Raw genomic sequence first — 23,136 nt, forward strand, 5'->3', positions numbered from 1 at the left:
GCTACCTGGCAGCGTCAAGGTTTGCAGATAGTACGGCGGCCGCCACGGCGATGTCCTCTTCTATGAAAATCCGCACGGTGGGACCGCTGCGCTGCTCCAGTGCGGCGACGATCTTGCGATGCGCGTCGTTGGACTGCGGAATGTAGCGATCGGCCTGCATCAGCAGCTTGAGATAAGGCCCAACCCGCCCCCAGAGGTCGCGGATCATGTTGAGCAGGATCGGTGCGCCGGCGTGTTGGTAGATGGCGAAGTGGAACGCCTCGTTCAACGAGAGATAGGCCCTGGCGTCGCCGGCCTCGATGGCACGCTGCATGCCGGCGAGCGTCGCCTGTATGTCAGCCAGCCCGCTTTCGCTCATCCTGGTCGCCGCCATCTCGCCCGCCAGTCCCTCGACGGCGATGCGGATGCGCGTCAATTCCTCGAAGGCAGGCGCGGACAGCAACGGCACGATGACCGAGCGGTTGTTCTGCATCTCGAGCAGCCGCTCGGCGACAAGCCTCTGCAGCGCCTCGCGGATCGGTGTCGTCGAGATGCCGAACATCTCGGCGAGCTTGCGGATGACCAGCGTCTGGCCCGGGCTGAAGCCGCCGGAAATCAACTCCTGCTTGAGCGCGCCATAGGCGCGGTCATTCAGGGTTTGATGTTCGAGCTTCAGCATGCGTTCGGCCCGCTCACCAGTTCGACAGCGCGCGATCGAGCGTCTCGGCCAGTTGCTCGGCATTGTCCCTGGCAAACGGCAGTGGCGGCCTGATCTTCAGCACATTGCCGCGCGGACCGCAGGACGAGATCAGCACGCCGTCCTCGCGCATGGCTTCGACGACCGCCGATGTCTTGGTGGCGGCCAGCGCCTCGTCGCCGTCCGCCATCAGCTCGACGCCGAAATAGAGGCCGTTGTGCCTGATGTCGGCGACCGCGCCATGCCGGCTCTGCAGGGCGCGCAGCAGCTCAGCCGTATAGGCGCCGACATTGCGCGCATTCTCGATGAGTCCTTCACCTTCGATCACCTCCAGAACGGCGAGGCCGACGGCGGCAGCGACCGGATTGCCGCCAAAAGTGTTGAAATAACCGGTGTTCGAGCCGAAGGAGGCGACAAGCTGCGGCCGCACAAGCACGGCGCCCATCGGATGCCCGTCGCCGATCGGCTTGCCCATCGTGACGATGTCGGGCTCGATGCCATAGTTGGCGAAGCCCCACATGCCCTGGCCGAGCCGGCCGAAGCCGGACTGGACTTCATCGGCAATGACGATGCCGCCGGCCTTTTTCACATGGTCGGCCGCCTCGCGCATCACCACCGCATCCGGAAAGAAGATGCCATCGCTGGAAAAGGCCGAGTCGAGAAGCAATGCGGCCGGCCGGATATTCTTTGCGCCCATGTCCTCGATGGCGGCCGCGACATTTTTGGCGAAATCATGCGCGGCCCGGCCATGGTCGCGGAACGTGTCCGGCGCTGCCACGGTGCGGTGGTGCGCGGGCACGCCCTTAGCCCCGACCGCGGCCGGCGACAGTTGCGCCGTCGCGATCGTGGCGCCGTGATAGGCGAAGTCGGTGATGATCACCCCGGTGCCGCCGCTGGAATGCTGGGCGATGCGGATGGCGAGATCGTTCGCCTCGCTGCCGGTGCAGGTGAACATGGCGTGGCCGAGATGGGCCGGGACGGTGCCGAGTAGTTTCTCCGCGTAGTCGAGGATGATCTCGCTGAGATAGCGCGTGTGGGTGTTGAGCGTGGCGGCCTGCCCCGACAGCGCCTCGACGACGCGCGGATGGCAGTGTCCGACCGACGCGACGTTGTTGTAGCCGTCGAGGAACTTGCGGCCCTGTGCATCGTAGAGCCACACACCGCTGCCACGCACCAGATGGATCGGGTTGCGGTAGAAGGCGCGGTAAGTCGGCCCAAGCAGCCTGGCGCGGCGTTCAAGCAGCGCGCGCTCCGATGCAGCCGCGTCGGCATTTGCAGGGTAAGGCGAGGACTGGGACACGAGCATCTACTCCGGATTGGAATGGTCGAGAAAATAGCGGCGGGCATCGGTGGATGACAGACCATCCAGCTTTTCGAGCGAAGCCCAGACCTCGGTGGCGAGGCGCAGCACATAGTCGCGCTTGGCCGGGAAGCGCTCGGCCTGCCAACTGGCGATGTTGACGATGAGCGCAAGGCGAGCACGGATCAGATCGAAGAGAATGCCGATCTCGTCCTCCTCGAGCGGCTGCACCGATTGATAGCCGGCGACAAAGCGCGCGGCCGGCGCCAGCGGATGACCTTGCGCCGGCCAGCGGTAGACAGCGCCGATGGCGAGGTCGCAGATCAGCGGCGAATGGATCATGTCGCCGAAATCAAGGATGCCGCTGACGATCTCCGGCCGCGACGCGTCCATCACCACATTGTAGGAGTTCATGTCGTTGTGGACGATCTGCGCGCGCAGCCTCGGAATGATCGGCGCAGCATGCTCCTCGAAGGAGTCGATCGCGCGTTCGACCATCGCCCGCCGGCTCGGGTCACTGATGTGCGCCATCATCGGCCGTGTCTTGGCGACCTTGCGGATGTCCCAGAGCAGGTCGCTGCCAGCAGCCGGGTGGAAGAAGCCGCGCAGCGCCCGGCCGAGGCGGGCGAGGAAGATGCCGAGATTGCGATCCTGCGCCTCGGAAGTCGGCGACCGCGAAAGCAACTGGCCCGGCAGATAGGTGACCAGCCGGATGATGCGCGGTGCCGATCCACCAACACTGGCCGCGAATTGCGCTTCGCCCTCAAGGCTTTTGCGCACCTTGGGAACCGGCAAGGTGGGGTCGACTGCAAGGATGTGGTCGAGTGCCTTGTTCTGGAAGTCTGTGAAGCCGGCCTCTTCCGCCGGATGGGAGATTTTCAGGACAAACTCGCCCTCGCCGTCCGTCTGGATGTGGAAATTGTGGTCGCGTTCGCCCGGCAACGGACGCGCGCTGCCGGTCAGCCGGTAGTGCCGGCGCAGGATGGCAAGCGCGTCGGCAGTCGAGACATCCGGCGCGTCCTCGGCGAGCGTTTCGCCGAAAGCATCGGGCACAGCCGCATTCATGGCCGGGCCTCGATGGGTTCGAGCCCGCACCAGTCGGCGATGAACAGCGCGATCGTCTGGGTGACCTTGCGCACCGAGTCGAGATCGACGGCCTCGTCATAGCCATGCGGCATGCGGCAGATCGGGCCGTAGACGATCGCCGGCGTGTCGGCGTAGAGGCCGAAGAAACGCGCATCGGTTGTCGCCGAAGTGACGTGTTCCGTCAGCGGCTCGCCCCACACGGCGGTATGGCTGCGGCGCAGCACCGCTTCCATCTCGTCGGCGCCCTCCAGCACATAGCCCTCGGCCATGAAGCCGTTGTAGGTCATCGTCGGTGGGCGATTGGCCAGGAACGGATCGGCACGCGCTGCGTCGGCAATGCAGGCTTCGAGCTCGGCCCTGGCGTCTTCGAGCCTCTGGCCGGGATAGGTGGCGACGCGCATCTCGAAGACACATCGCGCCGGAACGCTCGATGTCCACTCGCCGCCTTCGATCTTGCCTAGGTTGAAGCGGATCGGATGCGGATGATCATGGAAATGCTTGTCGTCGACCTTGCGCGCGTTCCAGACGATTTCGAGCTGCTTCAGCGCCTGGATGATGATGAAGGCTTTTTCGATGGCATTGGCGCCGGCCGAGAATGCACCCGAGGCATGCTGCGGGTCGCCGTCGACCTCGACCCGGAACCAGATCGGACCGACCTGTGCCCGCATCAATCTCGGCTCCAGCGGTTCGGGAATAAAGGCGGCGTCGGCGCGGTAGCCGCGCTGCAGGCAGGCGAGCGCGCCGTTGCCGGTGCATTCTTCCTCGACCACCGACTGCAGGTAAACGTTCGCGGCCGGCTGATAGCCAAGGCTGCGCAAGGCGGTCAGCGCATAGAGGCAGGCGGACAGGCCGGCCTTCATGTCGCCGGCGCCGCGGCCATGCATCCAGCCGTCCTCGATCACCGGATCGTAGGGATCGCGCACCCAGCGGTCGAGCGGTCCGGTCGGCACGACATCGATATGGCCGTTGAGGATCAGCGAGCGGCCGGTCGCGGTTCTCGGCGTGTGCGTGGCAACGACATTGAAGGCATCATCATAGGAAACCGCCACAGGCGAAAAACCGGGCAAGTCGCGAATCGCATCGACATCGACGCGCCACATGTCGACCGCGTAGCCGACAGCCTCATAGGCAGCCGCCATGAACGATTGTGCGGCATGTTCCTCGCCACGCTGGGATGGAAACCGCACGAGGTCTTGCAGAAACGCGACCTGTCGGGCGAAGCCGTCATCGACCGCGCTCAGAATGGCCTCATCCGCAATCCGCTCAGGCATCATATTTCACTTTCTTCTGGATGGTGTATCATATCTCATATGCCATTCCTGAGAAATGCAAGAGGCATACGCGCCAAACTTTCAGTCCAGGACTTGCCGTTCGATGCTGCCATGGTCTTGGGGAGTTGGCATCGGATGCAGCAAGCCGATACTGCTATCTCTGGAAGACATGACGAGGAATGCGTTGATCACCGAAGACACGATGCCCGCCGAAATCACCGATCTCGCCATTGGCTACCATCGCCTGCCGGTGGGCAAGCTCGCCAATGCGGTGACGTGGATGGAGGCGCGCGCGCCGCAACCCGATCTCGCGCACCCCTTGGCCATGACACGAATCACGACGCCTGACTGCGCTTCCTACCGAGCGATCTTCCTCGAGATCGGCGCGCCCTGGCTGTGGGACCGTGTTTCCGAAATGTCCGATGCCGAAATCACCGAGCATTTCACCGACCCGCGCCAGCATCTCTACTACGGCCATGACGAGACCGGCGCGCATCTCGGCATGGTCGAGTTCTTCGCCGCCGACAGCAGCGAGATCGAGATCACCTATTTCGGCCTGTTCCCCTCCCTGACCGGCCGAGGTTTCGGCAAGCGGCTGATGGCTGGCGCACTGGATCTCGCATGGCGCCTCAACCCGAACCGTATCTGGCTGCATACGAGCAGCTTCGACCATCACAGCGTCATCGGGTTCTACAGTGCCTGCGGGTTCGTGCCCTTCGCTACCGGATTTGAGATCGTCGACGATCCCCGGATCAAGGGGACCTTGCCGCGCAACGCCGCACCGCAGATTCCGCTGATCGAAACGGAGTGGAGCAATGGCAAGGGAGCCGCGCTTTCCCCGGAGAACCGACAGGTTGCGCGGACCTAGATGAGAGCAGCTCCGCAATCCGTCAGCCAAGCGTCGCCGCACCATCGCCGATGGGTTCGCCGCGAGACCATCCTGTCGACGCTGGAGCGCCATATCGACACGCGCATCGTGCTGTTCGCCGCGCCGGCCGGCTTCGGCAAGTCGACGACGATGGCGCAATGGGCCGCGGAAGTCGCGCGCCACGGCCGGCTGACGGCATGGCTGTCCTGCGAGGCGACGGACAATGACGAAGGTGCCTTCCTGTCGCATCTGGTGGGCGCGCTGCGCCATCTCGTCCAGAGCCCGGCGGAACTCGACCTCGCCTTCCAGTCGAGCCCGATCCCCCAGCTCGATGTCGTGCTCGCAGCACTTGTGGCGGGTCTTGCGGCGCGCGAGGCCGACATCACCGTGTTCTTCGACGACTACCACACCATCGAGGCGCCGGCGGTGAAGCGGTTCATGGAGCGCCTGACCCGGCAGGCGCCGGCAAACGTCGCCTTCGTCATCGGCTCGCGCAGCCTGCCCGATCTGCAGCTCGGCAAGCTCCGGGTGCTTGGCGACGTTTTCGAAATCGGCCCTGACGATCTCCGTTTCGCCTCGTCCGAAGCCGAAGCTTTCTTCAACGACAAGCTGGGCCTGAGCGTCAGCAGCGGCACGGTGGAGACCTTGTGCTCGCGCACCGAAGGATGGGCCGCCGGCCTGCAACTGGCCTCTTTGTCACTGAGTGCCGCGCATGCACCGGAAACCGTCATCGGCAATTTTACCGGCGCCAACCGAAACGTCGCCGACTTCCTGATGGGCGAAGTGTTCCTGGAACTGCCGCCGGCGATCGCAAAATTCCTGCTCTACAGCTCGATCTTCGAACGCTTCAGCGCCGAGGCCTGCCGGGCGGTGATGCGCGCGGCCGACGCCGAAGCGGCGATCACCGAGATCGAGACGCGCAACCTGTTCCTGGTGCCGCTCGACGAAGAGCGGCGCTGGTTCCGCTACCATCATCTGTTCCGTGACTTCCTCAGCCGCGAAATGGAACGGCGCGAACCGGAGATGATCGCGCCGCTGCATCTGGCGGCCGCCGAATGGTTCGGCGAACGCAAGATGCTGACCGAAGCGATCGGGCACGCGCTGGCCGCCGGCGACCAGGCACGCGCGGCGGTGTTCGTCGAAAACAACGCGCTCGACCTCATCGCCCAGTGCCAGCTTCTTTACGTACGCCAGTTGCTGGCACTGCTGCCGAGGAAGCTGATCGACCAGCGCATCCGGCTGCAACTGGTGGTGCTGTGGCTGGCGGTGCACAGCAGCCAACCCGAGATTGCCCAGCAGACGCTGAGCAATGCGCGCAAGCTGGTCGAGACCGGACCGACCGACAGCAATGACCCAGGCACCATGACCGGCACGACAATCGAGGCCGAACTGACGGTCCTTGCCGCCGCCGTCCACAGCACGCTGGAGCAGTTCGATCAGGCGCGCGACACAGCCCTTGCGGCCCTGCGCGTCATCGCGCCCGATGCCTGGTTCATGGAGGGTGCTACCGCCAACGTCATCGGCTACAACCTCTATGCGCTGGGCGACCTCGAAGGTGCGCGCGCCGCAATCGATGCGGCGCGGCGGGCACATGAGCGAAGCGGCAGTCTGCTCGGCGTCACCATCGCCAATTGCTACATGGCCGTTGTCGAGCGTTCGGCGGGACGCTTGCCCGCCGCCGAACGGCTGCTGCGCAACGCCATCATCGAGGCCAGGGCGCGGATCGGTGCAAACTCCTATGCCGAGGCCTTGGCCGGAACGCTGCTTGCCGAACTTGCCTACGAGACCAATGCGTCGGGCGAGGCGCTGACCCTGGTCGAGAATCTCGGACCGCAGATCGAAGGCGCGGCGGTCATCGTCTATCCCCTGGCCAGCGTACCGACCTATGCCCGCGTGCTGCAGCTGACCGGTCGCACCGAAGCGGCACTGGAAATGCTGGAGCGCGTCTATCAACGCGTACACGGCACGGTGTATCGCCGCCTGGCATCGATGATCGTGCATGACCGCATACGTGTGCTGCTCGACCAGAACCGTATTGCCGAGGCGCGCGCGCTGCTGACCGAGCATCGCGGCGAAGGGACCGAGGCTTCGATGGCCATCACCACCGCCAACGAGTTCGAGTTCTTCGCCGAAGGCCGCCTGCTGACGGCCGAGAAATCCTATACAGCTGCGGCGCAGGTTTTCGAGGCGCTGCTGGAGCGCACGAAAGACAGCGGGCGCATGCGCCGCCATATATTGGCGCTGATCCTGCACGCCAAAGCGGCCAGCGCTGCCCACGTCCAACGCGAGGCAGACCGCAATCTCCTCGATGCATTGCGCCTCGCCCAACCCTCCGGCTTCATCCGTTCCTTCGTCGACGAGGGGAGGTCCGTCGTCGAAGGGTTGATGCGGCTGCGTGCGGCCCAGGCGAAGACTGATCCCGCGCTGTCAGCCTATGCGACGCGCATCATCGATGCCGCGCAGACAATGCCTGTCGCGACACGCAAGCTGGCCGCACCAGCCGCTGAAAAGGAACAGCTCACCCAGCGCGAGGCCGAACTGCTGCGCTATCTCGCCGAGGGCATGTCCAATCGCGATATCGCCCTTGCGCTGTCGGTAAGCGAAACCACGGTGAAGTGGCATCTGAAGAACATTTTCGGCAAGCTCGCGGTGACCAACCGGGTCCAGGCCGTGCGCGCCGCGCAAGGGTCCGCAGGCGCCCATACCCCTCCGAAAGGAGGGGCATAGATAACAGGCGCGACCCCTCTTTCGGGTCGGGCCACATGATCGTTAGCCTGCTAGCGTCACCTGGTTTTCAGAGGACGCTGCGGATGGCGACAGGCTACGTTTTTCACGAACAGCTGATGTGGCATGACACCGGCTCCAGTGCCGACATGATGCCGCCCGGCCGTTTCGTGGAACCCGGCCGCCATCTGGAATCGCCTGGCTCGAAGCGCCGGCTGAACAATTTGATCCAGGTCAGCGGCCTGTCGCGCCATCTCGTCCCGATCATCCCCGAGCCGGTCTCGGTCGAAGACCTGCTGCGCGTCCATACGCAACGCCATGTCGACGATATCCGCATGCTCAGCGAGCGGGGCTCCGGTTTCGCCGGGCCACAGGCGCCGATCGGTCTCAACAGTTTCGATATCGCCCTGCTGTCGGCCGGCACCACCTATGCCGCCATGCGCGCCGTTCTGACTGGCCGCGTCGACAATGCCTACGCGCTGGCGCGGCCGCCGGGGCACCATGCCGAACCCGACCAGGCGATGGGCAACTGCCTGTTCTCCAACATCGGCGTCTCGGTGCGCCGGCTGCAGCATGAAGGCCTGCTTGGCCGGGCCGCAGTGGTCGACTGGGATGTGCACCATGGCAACGGCACCGAGACGGTGTTCTATTCCGACCCGTCGGTGCTGACCATTTCCCTGCATCAGCACAATCTCTACCCGACCGGGCGCGGTGCGCTGGCCGACAACGGGAAAGATGCCGGCGAAGGCTACAACATAAACATACCGCTGCCGGCCGGCAGCGGGACCGGCGCCTATGAAGCAGCTTTCGACCGTGTCGTCGCGCCGGCGCTGCGTGCCTACAGACCGGACCTCGTCATCGTCGCCTCCGGCTTCGATGCGTCCGGCTTCGATCCGCTCGGCCGCATGATGCTCAACAGCGAATGCTTCCGGCGCCTGGCCGCGCGAATGGTGGCGCTGGCCGCCGAAACGTCGAACGGTCGACTGATCATGACCCATGAAGGCGGCTATTCGGAAGGCTATGTGCCGTTCTGCGGCCACGCCGTCATCGAGACCCTGGCCAATCACCGCACCGAGGTGGTCGACCCGCTGTCGGAGCATATCGACGAATGGGCCGGGCAGGATCTGCAGCCGCACCAGGCCGCGGTGATCGATGCCGCAGAGGGGCTGCTCGCCGACCTGCGCCAACGCCTCGCCAGTGCGGCCTGACGCGATGGATTTTGTCGTCACCACGCTGCTCAATGCACTGACGCTGATCAGTATCCTGATGCTGGTCGGGCTCGGGCTGGCGATCAGCTTCGGGCTGATGAACGTGACCAATTTGGCGCATGGCGAGTTCGTCACCGTCGGCGCCTTTGCGGTCTATTTCGTGCAGAGCATGGGCGGCTCTTTCTGGCTGGGCCTGGCCGCGGCGCCCATCGCCGGCGCGGTGGTCGGCTGTATCCTCGAATTCGCCATCATCCGCCATCTCTATTCCAGACCTGTCTCTACCGTTCTCGCCACCTGGGGCGTCAGCCTGATCCTGCAGCAAGGGCTGGAACTGACCTTCGGCCTCGGCGCCAAGCCGGTGACGCCGCCGATCGAGGGCACGCTCGATCTCGTCTTCACCGTCTATCCGGCCTACCGGCTGATCCTGATCGGCATCGCCATGCTGACCTTGCTCGGCGTCATCCTGCTGATCAGCCGGACGTCCTTCGGCCTCGACATCCGCACCGTCATCCAGAACCGCGAGATGGCCGAGGGCGTCGGCATCAACACGCGGCGTACCTACGCTATCGCCTTCACCTTCGGCGCAGCCATCGCCGGGCTTGCCGGCGGACTGGTCGCGCCACTGGCGATCGTGCTGCCGCAGATGGGGGTGAACTATCTCGCCAACGCCTTCTTCGTCGTCATCGTCGGCGGCGTCGGCTCGATCGGCGGCCTCGTCGCCGGCAGCGTCTTTGTCGGCGGGCTGACCAGCATCCTCAATTATCAGATCTCGCCGTCGCTGGCGCAGGCGATCGTGCTGCTGGCGGCCATCGTCGCTGTCCGGCTGCGACCCAACGGCCTGTTCAACGGAGCGTCGCGATGATCGCCCGCGACCGCAACTGGCTGCTGATCTTCGCCATCTGCGTGGCGCTCGCGGTCGTCTATCCGCTCTTTGCCGGCGGCTATCAGCTGACGGTGATCCGCGACGCGCTGATCTTCGGCCTGTTCGCGGCGAGCCTCGACTTCTTCTGGGGCCGCACCGGAATCCTGTGTTTCGGCCACGCCGCCTTCTTCGGCATCGGCGGCTACATCATGGCGCTGGTTACGCTCAATGATGCCATCCCCTTCGGAAGCCTGCTCGGCATCATCGGTGCGGTGGCGGGTGCGGCCTTCGTCGCCGCTATCATCGGCTACTTCCTGTTCTTCGGCGGCATTCGTGGCAGCTATTTCACCATCGTCACGCTGGCGATGGGCGTCATCTGCCAGCAGGCCGCGGTTTCGTGGAGTTCGGTCACCGGCGGCGACAGCGGCCTGATCGGCATCCCGCCGATCGAGTTCGATCTTGGCGGCCTGCATGTCGATCTGAGCCAGGATCTGCCCTCCTATATCTTCGTCTCGGCCATCGTCGCCGTGACGGTGCTGGCGCTGTGGTCGATCAGCCGCGGCCGCTGGGGCACGGTGCTGACCGCCATTCAAGACAACGAAGTCCGGGCGGCCGCGCTCGGCCACAATGCGCCGTTGCGGCTGCTTGTCACCTTCGTCCTGTCGGCGGCGATCGCCGGCCTTGCCGGCGCGCTCTATGTCTGCATGGCGGGGTTGGTGGCGCCCGACCTGTCCGGACTGCTTCTGTCGACGGAAGTCATCGTCTGGGTGGCGGTCGGCGGGCGCGGCACGCTGCTTGGGCCGGTGCTCGGCGCCATCTTCATCCAACGCGCGCAGCAGACTATCAGCAGCTTCAACCCGAGCCTGTGGCCGCTATTGCTCGGCTGCGTCTTCGTCATCATCGTCTTCGTCCTGCCGGACGGCATCCTGTCAATCTACGCGCGGCTGAAAGCCCTGTTCAAAGGCGGGAGGCGCGCACAATGAGCGACATCCTGCTCCAGGCCGAAAATGTTGGCATCCGCTTTGGCGGGCTGCAGGCGCTGGAGGCCCTGAACCTCACTGTACGCGACAAGGAACTCTGCTGCATCATCGGCCCGAACGGCGCCGGCAAAAGCACCTTCCTCAATGTGCTGACCGGTACGCTGCGCCCGACCAGCGGCAGCGTGCGCTTCCTCGGTCACGACATAGCCGGCCTGCCGCTGCATCGCATCGCCCGGCTCGGCATCGCCCGCAAATTCCAGATTCCCTCGGTCTTCCCGAGCCTCTCGGTGGAGGACAATCTGAAGGTCGCGCGATGGGGCGCGCCTTCGCCTGTGCGCCCGGTTGGCGAACTGTTGGAACTGGTCGCGCTCGGTAACCGTGCCGCCACGCTCGCCGGTGAGCTCGCACACGGCCAGAAGCAATGGCTGGAGATCGGCATGGCGTTGGCGATAGAGCCGCGCCTGCTGTTGCTCGATGAACCCACTGCCGGCATGACGCCGCAAGAGACGCTGGCGACGGCCGACATGCTGCTGCGCCTCAAGGGCGAGTTCTCGATCGTTGCCGTCGAGCACGACATCCGCTTCGTGCGGGCGCTGAACTGCGAGACATTGGTGCTGCATCAGGGACGCCGGCTGCGCAGCGGTCCTTTCCATGACATCGAGACCGACGAGATGGTCCGCGACGTCTATCTGGGGAGGCGCTGACCATGCTGCGGACACTTGCGGTCTCGGCCGGCTACGGCCTGCTCCCGGTGCTGAACGGCATCGACCTCAGTGTCGCGCCCGGCGAAGTCGTCGGCCTGCTCGGCCGCAACGGCGCCGGCAAGACGACGCTGCTGCGCGTCATCGCCGGCGGCTTGCGGGCGAGCGGCGGCGCGGTGGTTCTCGGTGACAAGGACCTCACCAACGCGCCGGCCTTCCGCCGCGCGCGGGCAGGCATTGCGCATGTGCCGCAGGGGCGCGGGATCTTCAACCAGCTGACGGTGCGGCAAAACCTGGAGGTCGGCACCCGCGCTGCCAAGGACCGTGGCGACGGCGGCATTCCGGCCGACATCTTCGGCTATTTTCCAATCCTGCGCGAACGCGAAGCACAGATCGCAGGCACGCTTTCAGGCGGCCAGCAGCAGATGCTGGCGATCGGCCGCGCGCTGTGCGGCTTGCCCTCGGTGCTGCTGCTCGACGAGCCTTCGGAAGGCATACAGCCGAACATCGTGCAGTCGATCGCCGAGCTGGTGCCGCGCATCGCGCGCGAACGCGGCATCGCGATCGTGCTGGTCGAGCAGAATCTCGATCTCGTTCTCAAGTCATCGGACCGCTGCCTGGTGATGGAGAAGGGCAGGATCGTCCATGAAGGCGCGCCGGAGGCGTTCGCCGACGAGACCCTGCTGAAGGATCTGTTGGCCCTATAGGGCGCGCCTGAAGCGCGCCTGGGAGCTTGTTGACTTGTAAGGCGTGCATGGGGCGCGCCTGGGACTGGAAGGGAACACAACAATGATAAGCAGAAGAACTGTCTTGAAATCCGGCGGCGCCGCGGCCGCTTTCGCCATAATCGGTGCGCCGTCGATCCTGCGCGCCGCCGACACCGTCAAGGTCGGCCTGTCGATCCCGATCACCGGGCTGCAGGCGATCCTCGGCGAGACGCTGCTCAATTGCTACAAGCTCGCCGCCGCCGAACTGAACGCCGCCAATGGCATTGGCGGGCGCCAGGTCGAGTTGTTCATCGAGGACAACCAGACCACGACCAAGGGTTCCATCGACAAGGCGCGCAAGCTCATCAACGAAGACAAGGTCGACGTGGTCATGGGCACGATCATTTCGCCGGAGCGAAGTGCTACGCTGTCGGTGACCTCGAAGGCCAAGAAGCTGTTCTTCTACCCGACCAATTTCGAAGGCGGCGAATGCAACCGCTACTTCGTCGCCACCGGCCCGATCCCGATGCAGCAAGTCGACCCGATGATGCCATGGGTGGCCGAGACGCTCGGCAAGACCATCTACGTCATGGCCTCCGACTATGCCTGGCCGCAGAAGATGACCGAGGCGATCACGGCAGCCTATGAGAAGGCCGGCGGCAAGATCATCGGCGCCGACTATTATCCGTTCGGCACAACGGATTTCGGCCCTGCATTCCAGAAGATCAAGTCGCTGAAGCCCGACGTCGTGTGGTCGATGGTGGTCGGCAATGACGCGGTCACGCAGCTCAAGCAGTATCGCTCTTTCGACATCAAGCAGCCGCTGATCGCGCCGCTCGACGAGGTGTTCAACAAGGACGCGCTGCCGCCCGGCGTTGCGGCCGGCACCTACGCACCGCAGCCTTACTGGATGGCGCTCGACAATCCGGTCAACAAGAAGTTCATCGCGAGCTTCCGCGAGAAGTTCGGCCAGGAGAAGATGGTCAACGGCATCGGCGAGGCCGGCTACAACGGCCTGCATCTCTACGCCCTGGCCGCCGAGAAGGCCGGATCGCTGAATGACGATGATGTGCTCAAGGCGCTGCCGACGATCGAGTTCGACGCGCCGCAAGGCAAGATCCGGGTCGATGCCAGCAACAACCACACGCTCTGCCATTCCTATGTCGGCAAGGCGGCCGCAGACGGCATCAGCTATGAGATCGCCAAGGATTTCGGGACGATCGCGCCGGTCACCCCTTACTGCAAGCTGTAGGAGCTCCGGCAACGGCTCCAGGCAATCCTGACGGCGGCTTTGCCGCCGTCAGGGCGTCTGCGGCGCCGGCAGCCGCTCGCGCAGTTCGTCGACGAGCACCCTGGTGTTTTCGGAATAGTCGATGGGCACGACGACGAGGTGCACGCCGCCGCCGGTGAAGGCCTGTTCCAGCGCCGGCCGCAAGTCGGCGATCTCCGTAACCCTGGTCCCCCTGGCGCCATAGGCCTCGGCATATCTGACGAAATCGGGATTGCCGAAGGTCATGCCGAAATCCGGGAATTCGTCGACCGCCTGCTTCCAGCGGATCATGCCATAGGCATGGTCTTCGAGCAGCAGAACGACGAGGTTGAGCTTGAGCCTGACGGCGGTCTCCAGTTCCTGGCTGTTCATCATGAAGCCGCCGTCGCCACAGATGGCCATGACACGGCGCTGCGGATAGAGCAGTGCTGCCATCATCGCCGACGGCAGGCCCGCGCCCATGGTGGCCAGCGCATTGTCGAGCAGGATCGTGTTTGCCATGCGGGTGCGGTAGTTGCGCGCGAACCAGATCTTGTACATGCCATTGTCGAGGGCGAGGATCCCATCCGCCGGCATCACGGCGCGGACATCGTGCACGATGCGCTGCGGTGTGAAGCGATCTTCGGTGGCGCGCGCGGCGATTCGGCTCAGAATGCCTTCCCGCAGCGGCAACAAGGCCTGTGCATTGGGGATCTTGCCCTCGATGCGGTCGGCCAGCAGCGCCAGCGAAGGACCGAGGTCGCCGACGATTTCGGCTTGCGGGAAATAGACCTGCTCGACATCGGCTGAATGATAGCCGACATGAATGACCTTCGGCCCCTTCGCCCCCATGATGAAGGGCGGCTTCTCCACCGTGTCGTGACCGACGGTGATGATCAGATCGGCCTGTTCGATGGCCTCGTGCACATAGTCGCGCTCCGAAAGGGCTGCCGTTCCCATATAGAGCTCCGTGCCGCCAGGCACGGTGCCCTTGCCCATCTGCGTGGTGAAATAGGGAATTTGCGTCCGCAGCACGAACTGGGCGACATCGGGAGTCACGCGCGGTCGCGACGCCGCCGCACCAAACATCAGCAGCGGACGCCTGGCTTCCATGATCATACGGGCGGCGCGATCAAGCGCGCCCGGGCTGGCCAGCGGCAGTTCGACCGGATGCGTTGGCACGAGTGCTACCGGTTCACACTCGGCCGCCGCAATGTCTTCCGGCAATTCAAGATGTACGGGGCCGGGACGCTCTTCCTGGGCGACACGGAAAGCTTCGCGAACCAACGAGGGGATCATCTTCGGCGAGACGATCTGACGCGACAGCTTGGTCAGCGGCTTCATCGCCGCGACGATGTCGACGATCTGGAAGCGCGCCTGCCGGGATGACAGGATGCCTTTCTGGCCGGTGATCATGATCATCGGCATCGCGCCGAGCAGCGCATAGGCCGAACCGGTCGAAAGGTTGAGCGCGCCCGGGCCAAGCGTGGTGATGCACACACCCGGCTTGCCGGTAAGCCTGCCATAGGTGGCGGCCATGAAAGCGGCTGCCTGCTCGTGGCGGGTCAGGATCAGCTGGATCGAGGAGCGGCGGATGGATTCGACGATGTCGAGATTTTCTTCGCCCGGAATGCCGAAAATCCGCTCGACCCCTTCGTTCTCGAGGGCCGCGACGAACAGATCCGAACCTTTGGTCATGACCACCTCTCCCGCAACATTCCGTCGGCCACCTTCATATGGCATCGGAATGCGACGCCTCAAAGAGGCATCTTCGGCTGCGGGTCAGCGGCGCGTGTTGCAGCTCGCCGCTTTCGGCGAGGCGAAAAGTTCCTTCGGTGCAGACCACTGGCTGAGCGGTGCGCCGCGCGTGCCGGTGATCAGCGAACGCAGTTCTGACAGATAGGTCTGCACGAAGAACGAGGTCTGGCTTTCCAGCGGCGTATAGGGACCAGGCCGGTAGGCGCGCGACATGATGCCGTCGGCATTGTCCTCGGTGATCTTCTTGTCCTGCACCGTGGTGACGTCCCACATCCAGCTGATCGCATCGGCGTCGACGTCGTTATCGGCATCCTTGTCGACGAGCCATGTCAGGATGACGTCTGTTTCCATGGCGTTGCGCGGTATCATCTGGAACAGCGTGACATAATCATTGGCAGCACTTGCAAACGACAGGCGTCCGAGGCGGAAGCCGCTTTCGCCACCATCATAGGCGTGACGGCCGCCCATCAGGCATGAGACCCCCTCGCCCGTATTGGACAGCGTGTTGCGGCCAGATCCGATCGGCTTGCGGTGCATGGCAAACGGCATCGTGTCGAGGTCGCCAGCCTGCCACGCGCCCTTGTGGAACTCGGCATCGCCGATGACGCTGTGCCAGGCCTCGATTTCATTCTGCCACTCGACCGCCTTGTCGGCGTCGCGGGTCGCGGTCACTTTGACATGGCCGTTGACGCGGTAATATTCGGGGTGGGCCGGCCGGCAGTGATAGCATTCGAGGAAGTTCTCGAGCACCAGCTTCCAGTTCGCCTTGGTGAGATAGTTCTTGCGCGCGACGATGCGTGCACGGTCCAGGCCGTTTTCGCGCAAGCCGCCGGTCAGCCCGTCCGCGACAGGCTGGATGTCGGGCAGCGAATTGGCATCGAGGCCGCAGAACACGAGGCCGCCGAAATGCTTGCAGGGCACGCGGTGCAGTCCCAGCGCTTCCGGATTGACGCTTTCCGGTAGATCCTGCCGTGACTGCAACTCGCCGGTCAGCCTGAACGACCAGGCATGGTAGGGGCAGACCAGAAGCTTGCCGCGACCATCCTCGGCGCAGAGCCGCGAGCCGCGATGGGTGCAGATATTGTAGTAGGCCGCGATGTCCTCCTCGCCATCGCCGAAGCGCACGACGATGATCTCCTCGTCGAAAAGCTGGCGCACGATGTAGCGGCCCTTTTCTGGGACCTCGCTGGCATGGGCGACAAGCATCCATTGGCGCGGAAACCACAAATCCCGTTCCAGCGCGAAGATGGCAGGGTCCGCGTAGAAGGCCTGTTCCAGCGACCAGTCCGGACGTTGCCGGTCGATCAGCCTGACGGTCTCGCTTCTGTCGATAGGCTGGCTGTTCGATGTGTAGGCCTGCACGGCAAACACCTTTCTGCTCGCTGGCGTTCGAATGACGTTTCGATAGAGTGTGCGATGCGGAAAGGCTTGCAGCAAATACAGAAATGATAGACCTTCATATCGAAAAGGCATGAAAGCAGGTTTGGATCGTGAAAACCCTCAAGACATCGCTTCCCCTGCTGAACGCCATGGTCGTCTTCGAGGCTGCCGTCAGGCATGGCGGGCTGACGCTGGCCGCACAGGAGCTCAACATCGCACAATCGGCGGTCAGCAGGCATGTCGCCAATCTCGAGCGCCAGCTGTCGGTCGAGCTGTTCACGCGCAGAGGCAACCGCGTCGCCGTCACCGGGGCCGGCAACACGCTGGCCGAAGCGATCCGCGAGGGTCTCGGCACCATCAGGCAAGCGGTCGAGGATTTGACCGCGCACGACAGCGATACATTCGTGGTCGGCTGCAGCCACGACTTCGCGCAGGCATGGCTGATGCCGCGCTTCGGCCTCATCACATCGCAGGTTGCCGATGGCCGCGTGCTGCTGCAGACATCCACCGACTACAGGGATTTCGACCAGCCTGAAGTGGCATTGTCGATCCGTTTCGGCGAAGCCGGGCAATGGCCCGAATTCGTGACCGAAAAACTGCTCGAGGGTGAGTGGTTCCCGGTTTGCGCGCCGGCGTTCCTGGCGCGTTATCCGGCGCTCGCCTCGGAGGAGCCTGAGGCTTTCCTGGCAGTGCCGCTGCTGCATCAGGTGACGCCGCCGGGCGCGATCGACAGTTGGCAATCGTGGGTCGGAACCGACCGGAAACTCGACGGACCTCGGTTCACCGGCTACATGTCGATGATACACGAAACCATCGCCGGGCGCGGCGCGGCGCTCGCCTGGGCGGGATTTGCGGACGAGCATCTGCGCCGCGGCCAGCTCGTCCGGCTGACCAAGACCTCGCGGCGCCACGCCGGCTCCTTCCACATCGTCATGAGGAAGAACGCCGGCCCGGTTGTCAGGGCGGTGGCGCAGGCGCTGCTCGGCAGCGTCGGCGACAGCTTGCAGGCAAGCGCCGGGGGCAGCTGACGATCAGGCCTCGCGACCAAACCGCGACGCCTCGTGACGCGCGCCCCAGACCGGCATGGCGGCTTCGATTTCAGCTTCCGACTTGAAAGCATCGGATGCGTAGCGGTCGACACGGAACCGCTCGGCGGAAACGAACGGGGTCTGCCCGAGAACCAGTTCGCAAGAGAGCCGGCCAAGACCCGGCCCATGGGTGACGCCGCTCTCATTGTCGCCACCGACGACCACGATATTGTCGCTGCCGGGGACCTTGCCGACGATAAGGCCGTTGTCGGGCGTGTAGCACGGCACGCCTTGCGCCCAGCTCGCGATCGTCGAACCGCGCAGCGGCGGGAACACCGTCTGCAACTCGGCAAGCTCCTGCTCGGAGGTTTCCTGCATCAGCCCGATATTGTGCGGCTGGCCGGGTTCGATTTCGCTGTCGTTCGTCTTGTAGAGAGGTTTGTAGTGCCGGCCGGTTCCCCACATTATGGCGCCGAATGTCTCGCGCAGCCACAGCCGCAATTCGCGGCACTGGACGGTGGGAATGGTCGATGGCAGCCCACGGTCGTCGGTGACGATGCGCGTTGCAACGACGCGCAGCAGCGGCAACTGCCAGCCAAGGCCTGACAGGACCTGGTTGTTCCAGGCGCCGGCGGCAACAATCACGCCATCAGCCTCAAGACCGCCCTGGTCGGTCTCGATCGTCACCCGGTCGCCGGCATCATGGACGGCAGTCACGCGTGCGTTGCTGCGGAAGACGCCGCCGAGCTCGCTGATCTGGCCGGTCAGCACCCCCATCGCCAGCTTGGTGTCGAGCTGGATGCCATGCGGATTGTAGGCCGCCGAATGGACCCGGGCCGGATCGATGAGACCCTGCATCTTCTGCCCGATCTGCACGGCATCCAGGTCCTGCATTTCCGGCGGCGCATAGGGAGAATCCAGCACCGGGCGGACGAAGCGTTCGCGCCCGTCCTCGGTCAGCGCCATGATCAAGGTGCCGTTCGGCCGATAACCAATCTCGGCGCCGACCTCGTGCAGCCTGCGATAGAAATCGAGGCCATATTGCTGCAGCTGAAAGCCCTCTTCACCGAGCGGGATCATGCCGGCGGACCAATGGGAGACGAAGCCAGCACCGGCGCTTGTGGTTGCGGCACCCGGCTGGCCGGCATCGATGACCGTCACCCGGCGCACGCCGGACCGCAGCAGATGGAAAGCCGCGCTGCAGCCGATGATGCCGCCGCCAATCACCGCGATATGCCTGCTATCGCTGCCGCCATGGCTTCCGTTTGAACTCATCTTTGTTCTCTCTCTTGCCGATGTTCCGGTCGGAGCGACATACAGCGACGGCGACCATACAGGCTCGTCCCGGACTGTCTAGACACATGTGTCTGTGGCCTGATACTTGATGCGCACTGCATCTGGATCACACGTCCGGAACGCCGCTTGATCCGGCTTTCCGTTGTGTTGTGTCGCCGAGAGAGCGAGGAAAAAGTGAGCGTTTCGACAGCCGCCCAGGCCATTTTCGACAGTGAAATCATATGGGACGCGCATTCCGGCTTCATGCCGGACCCGGCGGCGGACCTGAACAATCTGCAGATCTGGCGCGACGCCGGCATCGACTATCTGTCGATCGATGTCGGCTTCGACCTGTTGCCCTGGGAGCAGACCGTGCGGACGCTCGCAAATTTCCGCCACTGGATCCTTGCCAATCCCGAGCACTACACGCTGGTCTCCTCCGTCGCGGAAATCCGCAAGGCCAAGCTTGAAGGCAAACTGGCGATCACCTTCGACATCGAGGGCATGAACGCGCTCGACGGCCGCGTCGAGATGGTCGAGTTCTATCACCATCTGGGCGTCCGCCAGATCCTGTTTGCGTACAACAGGAACAATCTGGCCGGCGGCGGTTGCCACGATGTCGAGACCAGCCTGACGGCGTTCGGCCGCGAGGTCATCGACGAGATGAACCGTCTCGGCATGTTCGTCGACGTCACCCATACCGGCTATCGCACCTCGATGGAGGTGATGGAATACTCCAACCGGCCGGTCATCTTCTCGCACTCCAACGCCAAGGCCTTGTGCGGCCATGGCCGCAATATCACCGACGAGCAGATCAAGGCCTGCGCGCGCACCGGCGGCATCGTCGCGATCGTCGGGCTCAATCGTTTCCTGGGAGAGGGACGCACGGACTCGGACAGGCTGGCTGACCACATCGAATATCTCGTCGACCTGGCTGGCCCAAATCATGTCGGCATCGGACTGGACTACGCCTTTCCGGTTGATGTCAAAGGCATCGACCGCATCATTTCCGACAATCCGCAATTCTGGCCCAAGAGCGAATATCCGGAGGGGGCGACGACCTACGCGGCTCCAGGTCAGATGCGCGAACTGACCGAGGTTCTTCTGCGCCGCGGCCAGTCCGAGCAGACCGTGCGCGATGTCCTGGGCGGCAATTTCATGCGCCTGGCGGCTGAAATCTGGAAGTGAGCGGCGGCCGAGAGGCCTATCTCTGCTACAGCTCTTGATCCAGGCCCCACCGAATGGCGGGCCAGGCCATATCGTCTGCGCGATCACATTCCGCCCGCGACTTGCCCAAGTCGACGCGCCGGCGGCGGTCGGAACAGATGTCGAGATTTTCCGCAAGATCGTCCGTATCCAAGATTCGGACGTGCCGGCAAAATTTTCGCTAGACATAGATGTCTATTATTAGCAGTTTTAGCGGACCGACACATTCGGCCCGGCTTGGAGAATGGCCTGCGGCCTGAAAACAAGACAACGAAAACAGCTGAGGGGTAGAGCATGTCCATTCTAGCCGACACCAGGGTTTCGCGCCGCAGCCTGCTCGCCGGAGCCGGCGCTTTCGGCCTCGCCTCAATGGTCAATCCAAAAGTTTCCTGGTCGAGCGACGGGCCGATCCTCAAGGTGCGCTCCTACGCCGACATCCAGACGCTCGACCCTTGCTTCCGGCTGGCGGCGCCTGAAGGCGACATCACCAGCGTCATCTTCGCCGGCCTCGTCGTCACCACGCCGGGCGACAGCTGGGGCTGGCGGCCGATGGCGGCGGAAACGATCAAGCAGCTCGATCCGCTGACCGTCGCCTTCCAGCTGCGCGACAATATCGGCTTCACCGATGGCTACGGCCAGATGACGGCCGAAGACGTGAAGTTTTCGATCGAACGCATCGCCGACCCAGCCAACAAGAGCCCCTATTCCGGCGACTGGGCAACGCTCAAGGAAGTCGAGGTCAAGGACAAGCTGTCGGGGCTGATCCACCTGAAACAAGCCTTCGCGCCGCTGTGGACGTCGACCTTGCCGACGCCGTCCGGCACCATCCTGTCAAAGCGCGCCATCACCGAGCTCGGTGGCAAGATGGGCGTCAAGCCGGTGGCTCAGTCAGGCCCCTACATCCTGAAGGAATGGCTGCCCAAGCAGCGCACGGTGCTGGTCCGCAATCCCGACTGGAAGTACGAGCAAGGCGCCTTCGCGGAAATCCACATTCATCCGATCGAGGACGAGAAGACCGCCGAACTCGGCTATGAGGCCGGCGACCTCGACTACACCTGGACCGCGGTCTCCTCGATCTCGCGCCTGAAGCAGACGCCGCCGCCGAAGACGACCGTGGTGGAGAAGCCTTCGCTGGCCTTTGTCTGGCTCGGCATGAACCAGGATGTCGCTCCCTTCAACAATCCCAACATGCGCCGCGCGGTTCAGTACGCCGTGGACCGCAAGGCGGTGGTCGATGCTGCCTATTTCGGCGCCGCCGCAACCGCCACCGGCATCATCGCGCCCGGCCTGCCCGGCCATCGCGAGAAGAACCTTTTCGATTTCGACCCGGACCGCGCCCGCGACATGATCACCAAGGAAGGATTGGCCGGCACGACGATCACGCTCGACATCCTCAACAAGACCGAGCGGCTGACCGCGGCGCAGGTCGTGCAGTCGAACCTGCAGGATGTCGGCCTCAATGTGGAGATCAAGCAGAACGACAGCGGCACCTTCTGGACGCTTGGCGCCAAGGAAGGCGACTACTGGAAGAAGCTGCAGATGATCATCAGCCGCTTCTCCATGCAGCCGGATCCGAGCTGGGCGACTGCCTGGTTCACCCGCGACCAGATCGGCGTCTGGAACTGGGAGCGGTTTTCCAGCGAGGAATTCGACAAGCTCAATGCCGAAGGCATGGTCGAGCTCGACCCGGCGAAACGTGATGTCATCTACAAGAAGCTGCAGGACCTGATGGAGGAGAACGGCAACTACGTTTTCCTGACGCATGAGGTCACCGGCATCATGAATCGAGACACGCTTGTGGCCGGCCTGAAGCCGAACGGCGAACCCGTGTTCACCGACTTCAAACCGGCATGATGTCGGCGGGCGGGGCTCGCCCCCACCAAAGACCGTCCGACAGGTACCGAAAATGATCCGCTACGCCCTCAAGCGTCTGTGGCTTGGCGCCATCATCATCAGCGTCGCTATGATGATGATGTTCGCCATGGTCTACCTCATTCCCGGCGACCCGGCCTCCGTCGCGCTGGGGCCACGCGCGACGCCGGAGATGATGGAGGCGCTGCGCGTACGCATGGGCCTCGACCAGCCGGTGTGGCGGCAGTTCCTGCACTTCTACGGATCGGTCCTGCGCGGTGACCTGGGCACCGAGGTTCTGTCGAACCGCCCGGTGCTGGACGTGGTGATCGAGCAGCTTCCGTTCACGCTGGCGCTGGTGGTCGGCGGCATCACCTGGTCGGTGGCGCTTGGCATCCCGCTTGGCTGTATCGCCGCGGTGCGCCGAGGCGGCTTTGTCGATCAGGTGATCGGGGTTCTTTCGGTGGCGATGATCGCCGTGCCGTCCTTCGTCGTCGCCATCTATTCGCTGCTGGTGTTCGCGGTCGCACTGCAATGGCTGCCGGCGATCGGCGCCGGCGAACCGGGCGACCTCGCCAGCCGGCTCCAGCACCTCATCCTGCCGTCGCTGGCGGTCGGACTTGGCTGGATCGGCTACATCTCGCGCATGGTGCGCGCCTCGATGCTGGAGACGCTGGAGGCCAGCCATATCCGCACGGCGCGCGCCTTCGGCCTGACAGAGCACCGGATCGTCTACACCTACGCGCTGCGCATTGCCGTGCTGCCAACGATCACCCTGCTCGGCGTCGGTATCGGCCACATGCTGTCGTCTTCCGTTTTCGCCGAAATCGTCTTCGCCCGCCCCGGCATCGGCAAGCTGGTCTATGAGGCGATCTCGGTGCGCAACTACCCCATCGTCTCCGGAGCCGTGCTGGTCACCACGGTCTTCTTCGTCCTCGTCAACGTAGCGGCCGACATTCTGGTCGGTGTATTGGATCCCCGTGTCAGATCAAGTTTCAACTGAGCT

Annotated in this window: 19 protein-coding genes; 12 read left to right on the top strand and 7 right to left on the bottom strand. The window is 64.1% G+C overall.

The annotated features are described in order from the left end of the window. Nucleotide 1 precedes the first annotated feature (1 nt). The 4 genes from AC0NIL_RS26560 to AC0NIL_RS26575 are packed head-to-tail and all read right to left on the bottom strand — an operon-like array spanning nucleotide 2 to nucleotide 4,333. The gene (locus tag AC0NIL_RS26560) at nucleotides 2–658 is read right to left on the bottom strand and encodes a GntR family transcriptional regulator (RefSeq protein ID WP_473572750.1); all 657 of its coding nucleotides are present in this window, start codon (nucleotides 656–658) and stop codon (nucleotides 2–4) included. Nucleotides 659–671: 13 nt separating this feature from the next. Next, nucleotides 672–1,982, bottom strand: a complete 1,311-nt coding sequence (locus tag AC0NIL_RS26565) for an aspartate aminotransferase family protein (RefSeq protein ID WP_473572751.1) — start codon at nucleotides 1,980–1,982, stop codon at nucleotides 672–674. After that, entirely contained in the window at nucleotides 1,983–3,041 is a 1,059-nt protein-coding gene (locus AC0NIL_RS26570) for a phosphotransferase (protein ID WP_473572752.1), read from the bottom strand. After that, nucleotides 3,038–4,333 carry an ArgE/DapE family deacylase gene (locus AC0NIL_RS26575; RefSeq protein WP_473572753.1) on the bottom strand — a complete coding sequence of 432 codons (1,296 nt, stop codon included), beginning with the start codon at nucleotides 4,331–4,333 and terminating at the stop codon, nucleotides 3,038–3,040. The genes AC0NIL_RS26570 and AC0NIL_RS26575 overlap by 4 nt, the downstream gene beginning before the upstream one ends. A 169-nt stretch (nucleotides 4,334–4,502) precedes the next feature. Here AC0NIL_RS26575 and AC0NIL_RS26580 point away from each other — a divergent pair, with 169 nt between their 5' ends. From AC0NIL_RS26580 to AC0NIL_RS26615, 8 genes are all read left to right on the top strand, one after another. Beyond that, complete coding sequence (locus AC0NIL_RS26580; protein WP_473572754.1) at nucleotides 4,503–5,201, top strand: GNAT family N-acetyltransferase; 699 nt, start codon at nucleotides 4,503–4,505, stop codon at nucleotides 5,199–5,201. Continuing rightward, a complete protein-coding gene (locus AC0NIL_RS26585; protein ID WP_473572755.1) occupies nucleotides 5,202–7,928 on the top strand; it encodes a winged helix-turn-helix domain-containing protein in 2,727 nt (908 codons plus the stop codon). Nucleotides 7,929–8,011: 83 nt separating this feature from the next. Next, nucleotides 8,012–9,133 (top strand): class II histone deacetylase, encoded by a 1,122-nt coding sequence (locus AC0NIL_RS26590; RefSeq protein WP_473572756.1) that lies wholly within the window; start codon nucleotides 8,012–8,014, stop codon nucleotides 9,131–9,133. Nucleotides 9,134–9,137: 4 nt separating this feature from the next. Beyond that, nucleotides 9,138–9,995 (top strand): urea ABC transporter permease subunit UrtB, encoded by an 858-nt coding sequence (urtB, locus tag AC0NIL_RS26595; protein ID WP_027036158.1) that lies wholly within the window; start codon nucleotides 9,138–9,140, stop codon nucleotides 9,993–9,995. After that, entirely contained in the window at nucleotides 9,992–10,978 is a 987-nt protein-coding gene (locus tag AC0NIL_RS26600) for a branched-chain amino acid ABC transporter permease (RefSeq protein WP_473572757.1), read from the top strand. The genes urtB and AC0NIL_RS26600 overlap by 4 nt, the downstream gene beginning before the upstream one ends. After that, a complete protein-coding gene (locus tag AC0NIL_RS26605; protein ID WP_027036160.1) occupies nucleotides 10,975–11,679 on the top strand; it encodes an ATP-binding cassette domain-containing protein in 705 nt (234 codons plus the stop codon). The genes AC0NIL_RS26600 and AC0NIL_RS26605 overlap by 4 nt, the downstream gene beginning before the upstream one ends. Nucleotides 11,680–11,681: 2 nt before the next feature. After that, nucleotides 11,682–12,383, top strand: a complete 702-nt coding sequence (locus AC0NIL_RS26610; RefSeq protein WP_473572758.1) for an ABC transporter ATP-binding protein — start codon at nucleotides 11,682–11,684, stop codon at nucleotides 12,381–12,383. A gap of 103 nt (nucleotides 12,384–12,486) precedes the next feature. Then, complete coding sequence (locus tag AC0NIL_RS26615) at nucleotides 12,487–13,635, top strand: substrate-binding protein (protein WP_411909240.1); 1,149 nt, start codon at nucleotides 12,487–12,489, stop codon at nucleotides 13,633–13,635. Between the two features lie 48 nt (nucleotides 13,636–13,683). On the opposite strand, the gene AC0NIL_RS26620 is transcribed toward AC0NIL_RS26615, so the two are convergent. Both AC0NIL_RS26620 and AC0NIL_RS26625 read right to left on the bottom strand, forming a co-directional pair. Continuing rightward, a complete protein-coding gene (locus tag AC0NIL_RS26620; RefSeq protein ID WP_224619847.1) occupies nucleotides 13,684–15,330 on the bottom strand; it encodes an acetolactate synthase large subunit in 1,647 nt (548 codons plus the stop codon). Between the two features lie 84 nt (nucleotides 15,331–15,414). Continuing rightward, on the bottom strand, nucleotides 15,415–16,752 hold the full coding sequence (locus AC0NIL_RS26625) for an aromatic ring-hydroxylating oxygenase subunit alpha (RefSeq protein WP_473572759.1): 1,338 nt from the start codon (nucleotides 16,750–16,752) through the stop codon (nucleotides 15,415–15,417). Between the two features lie 128 nt (nucleotides 16,753–16,880). Between AC0NIL_RS26625 and AC0NIL_RS26630 the strand changes: the two genes are divergently transcribed. Beyond that, nucleotides 16,881–17,798, top strand: a complete 918-nt coding sequence (locus tag AC0NIL_RS26630) for a LysR family transcriptional regulator (RefSeq protein WP_024502515.1) — start codon at nucleotides 16,881–16,883, stop codon at nucleotides 17,796–17,798. A 3-nt stretch (nucleotides 17,799–17,801) separates the two neighbouring features. Here the strand turns inward: AC0NIL_RS26630 and AC0NIL_RS26635 are convergent, their stop codons facing one another. Continuing rightward, nucleotides 17,802–19,073, bottom strand: a complete 1,272-nt coding sequence (locus AC0NIL_RS26635) for an NAD(P)/FAD-dependent oxidoreductase (protein ID WP_127368422.1) — start codon at nucleotides 19,071–19,073, stop codon at nucleotides 17,802–17,804. Nucleotides 19,074–19,268: 195 nt separating this feature from the next. Between AC0NIL_RS26635 and AC0NIL_RS26640 the strand changes: the two genes are divergently transcribed. From AC0NIL_RS26640 to AC0NIL_RS26650, 3 genes are all read left to right on the top strand, one after another. Continuing rightward, nucleotides 19,269–20,261, top strand: a complete 993-nt coding sequence (locus AC0NIL_RS26640; RefSeq protein ID WP_082826414.1) for a dipeptidase — start codon at nucleotides 19,269–19,271, stop codon at nucleotides 20,259–20,261. A gap of 312 nt (nucleotides 20,262–20,573) precedes the next feature. Beyond that, nucleotides 20,574–22,133, top strand: a complete 1,560-nt coding sequence (locus AC0NIL_RS26645; protein ID WP_024502512.1) for an ABC transporter substrate-binding protein — start codon at nucleotides 20,574–20,576, stop codon at nucleotides 22,131–22,133. Between the two features lie 52 nt (nucleotides 22,134–22,185). Then, complete coding sequence (locus tag AC0NIL_RS26650) at nucleotides 22,186–23,133, top strand: ABC transporter permease (protein WP_063171563.1); 948 nt, start codon at nucleotides 22,186–22,188, stop codon at nucleotides 23,131–23,133. Nucleotides 23,134–23,136 lie beyond the last annotated feature (3 nt).

The organism is Mesorhizobium sp. WSM1343, from assembly GCF_055901535.1.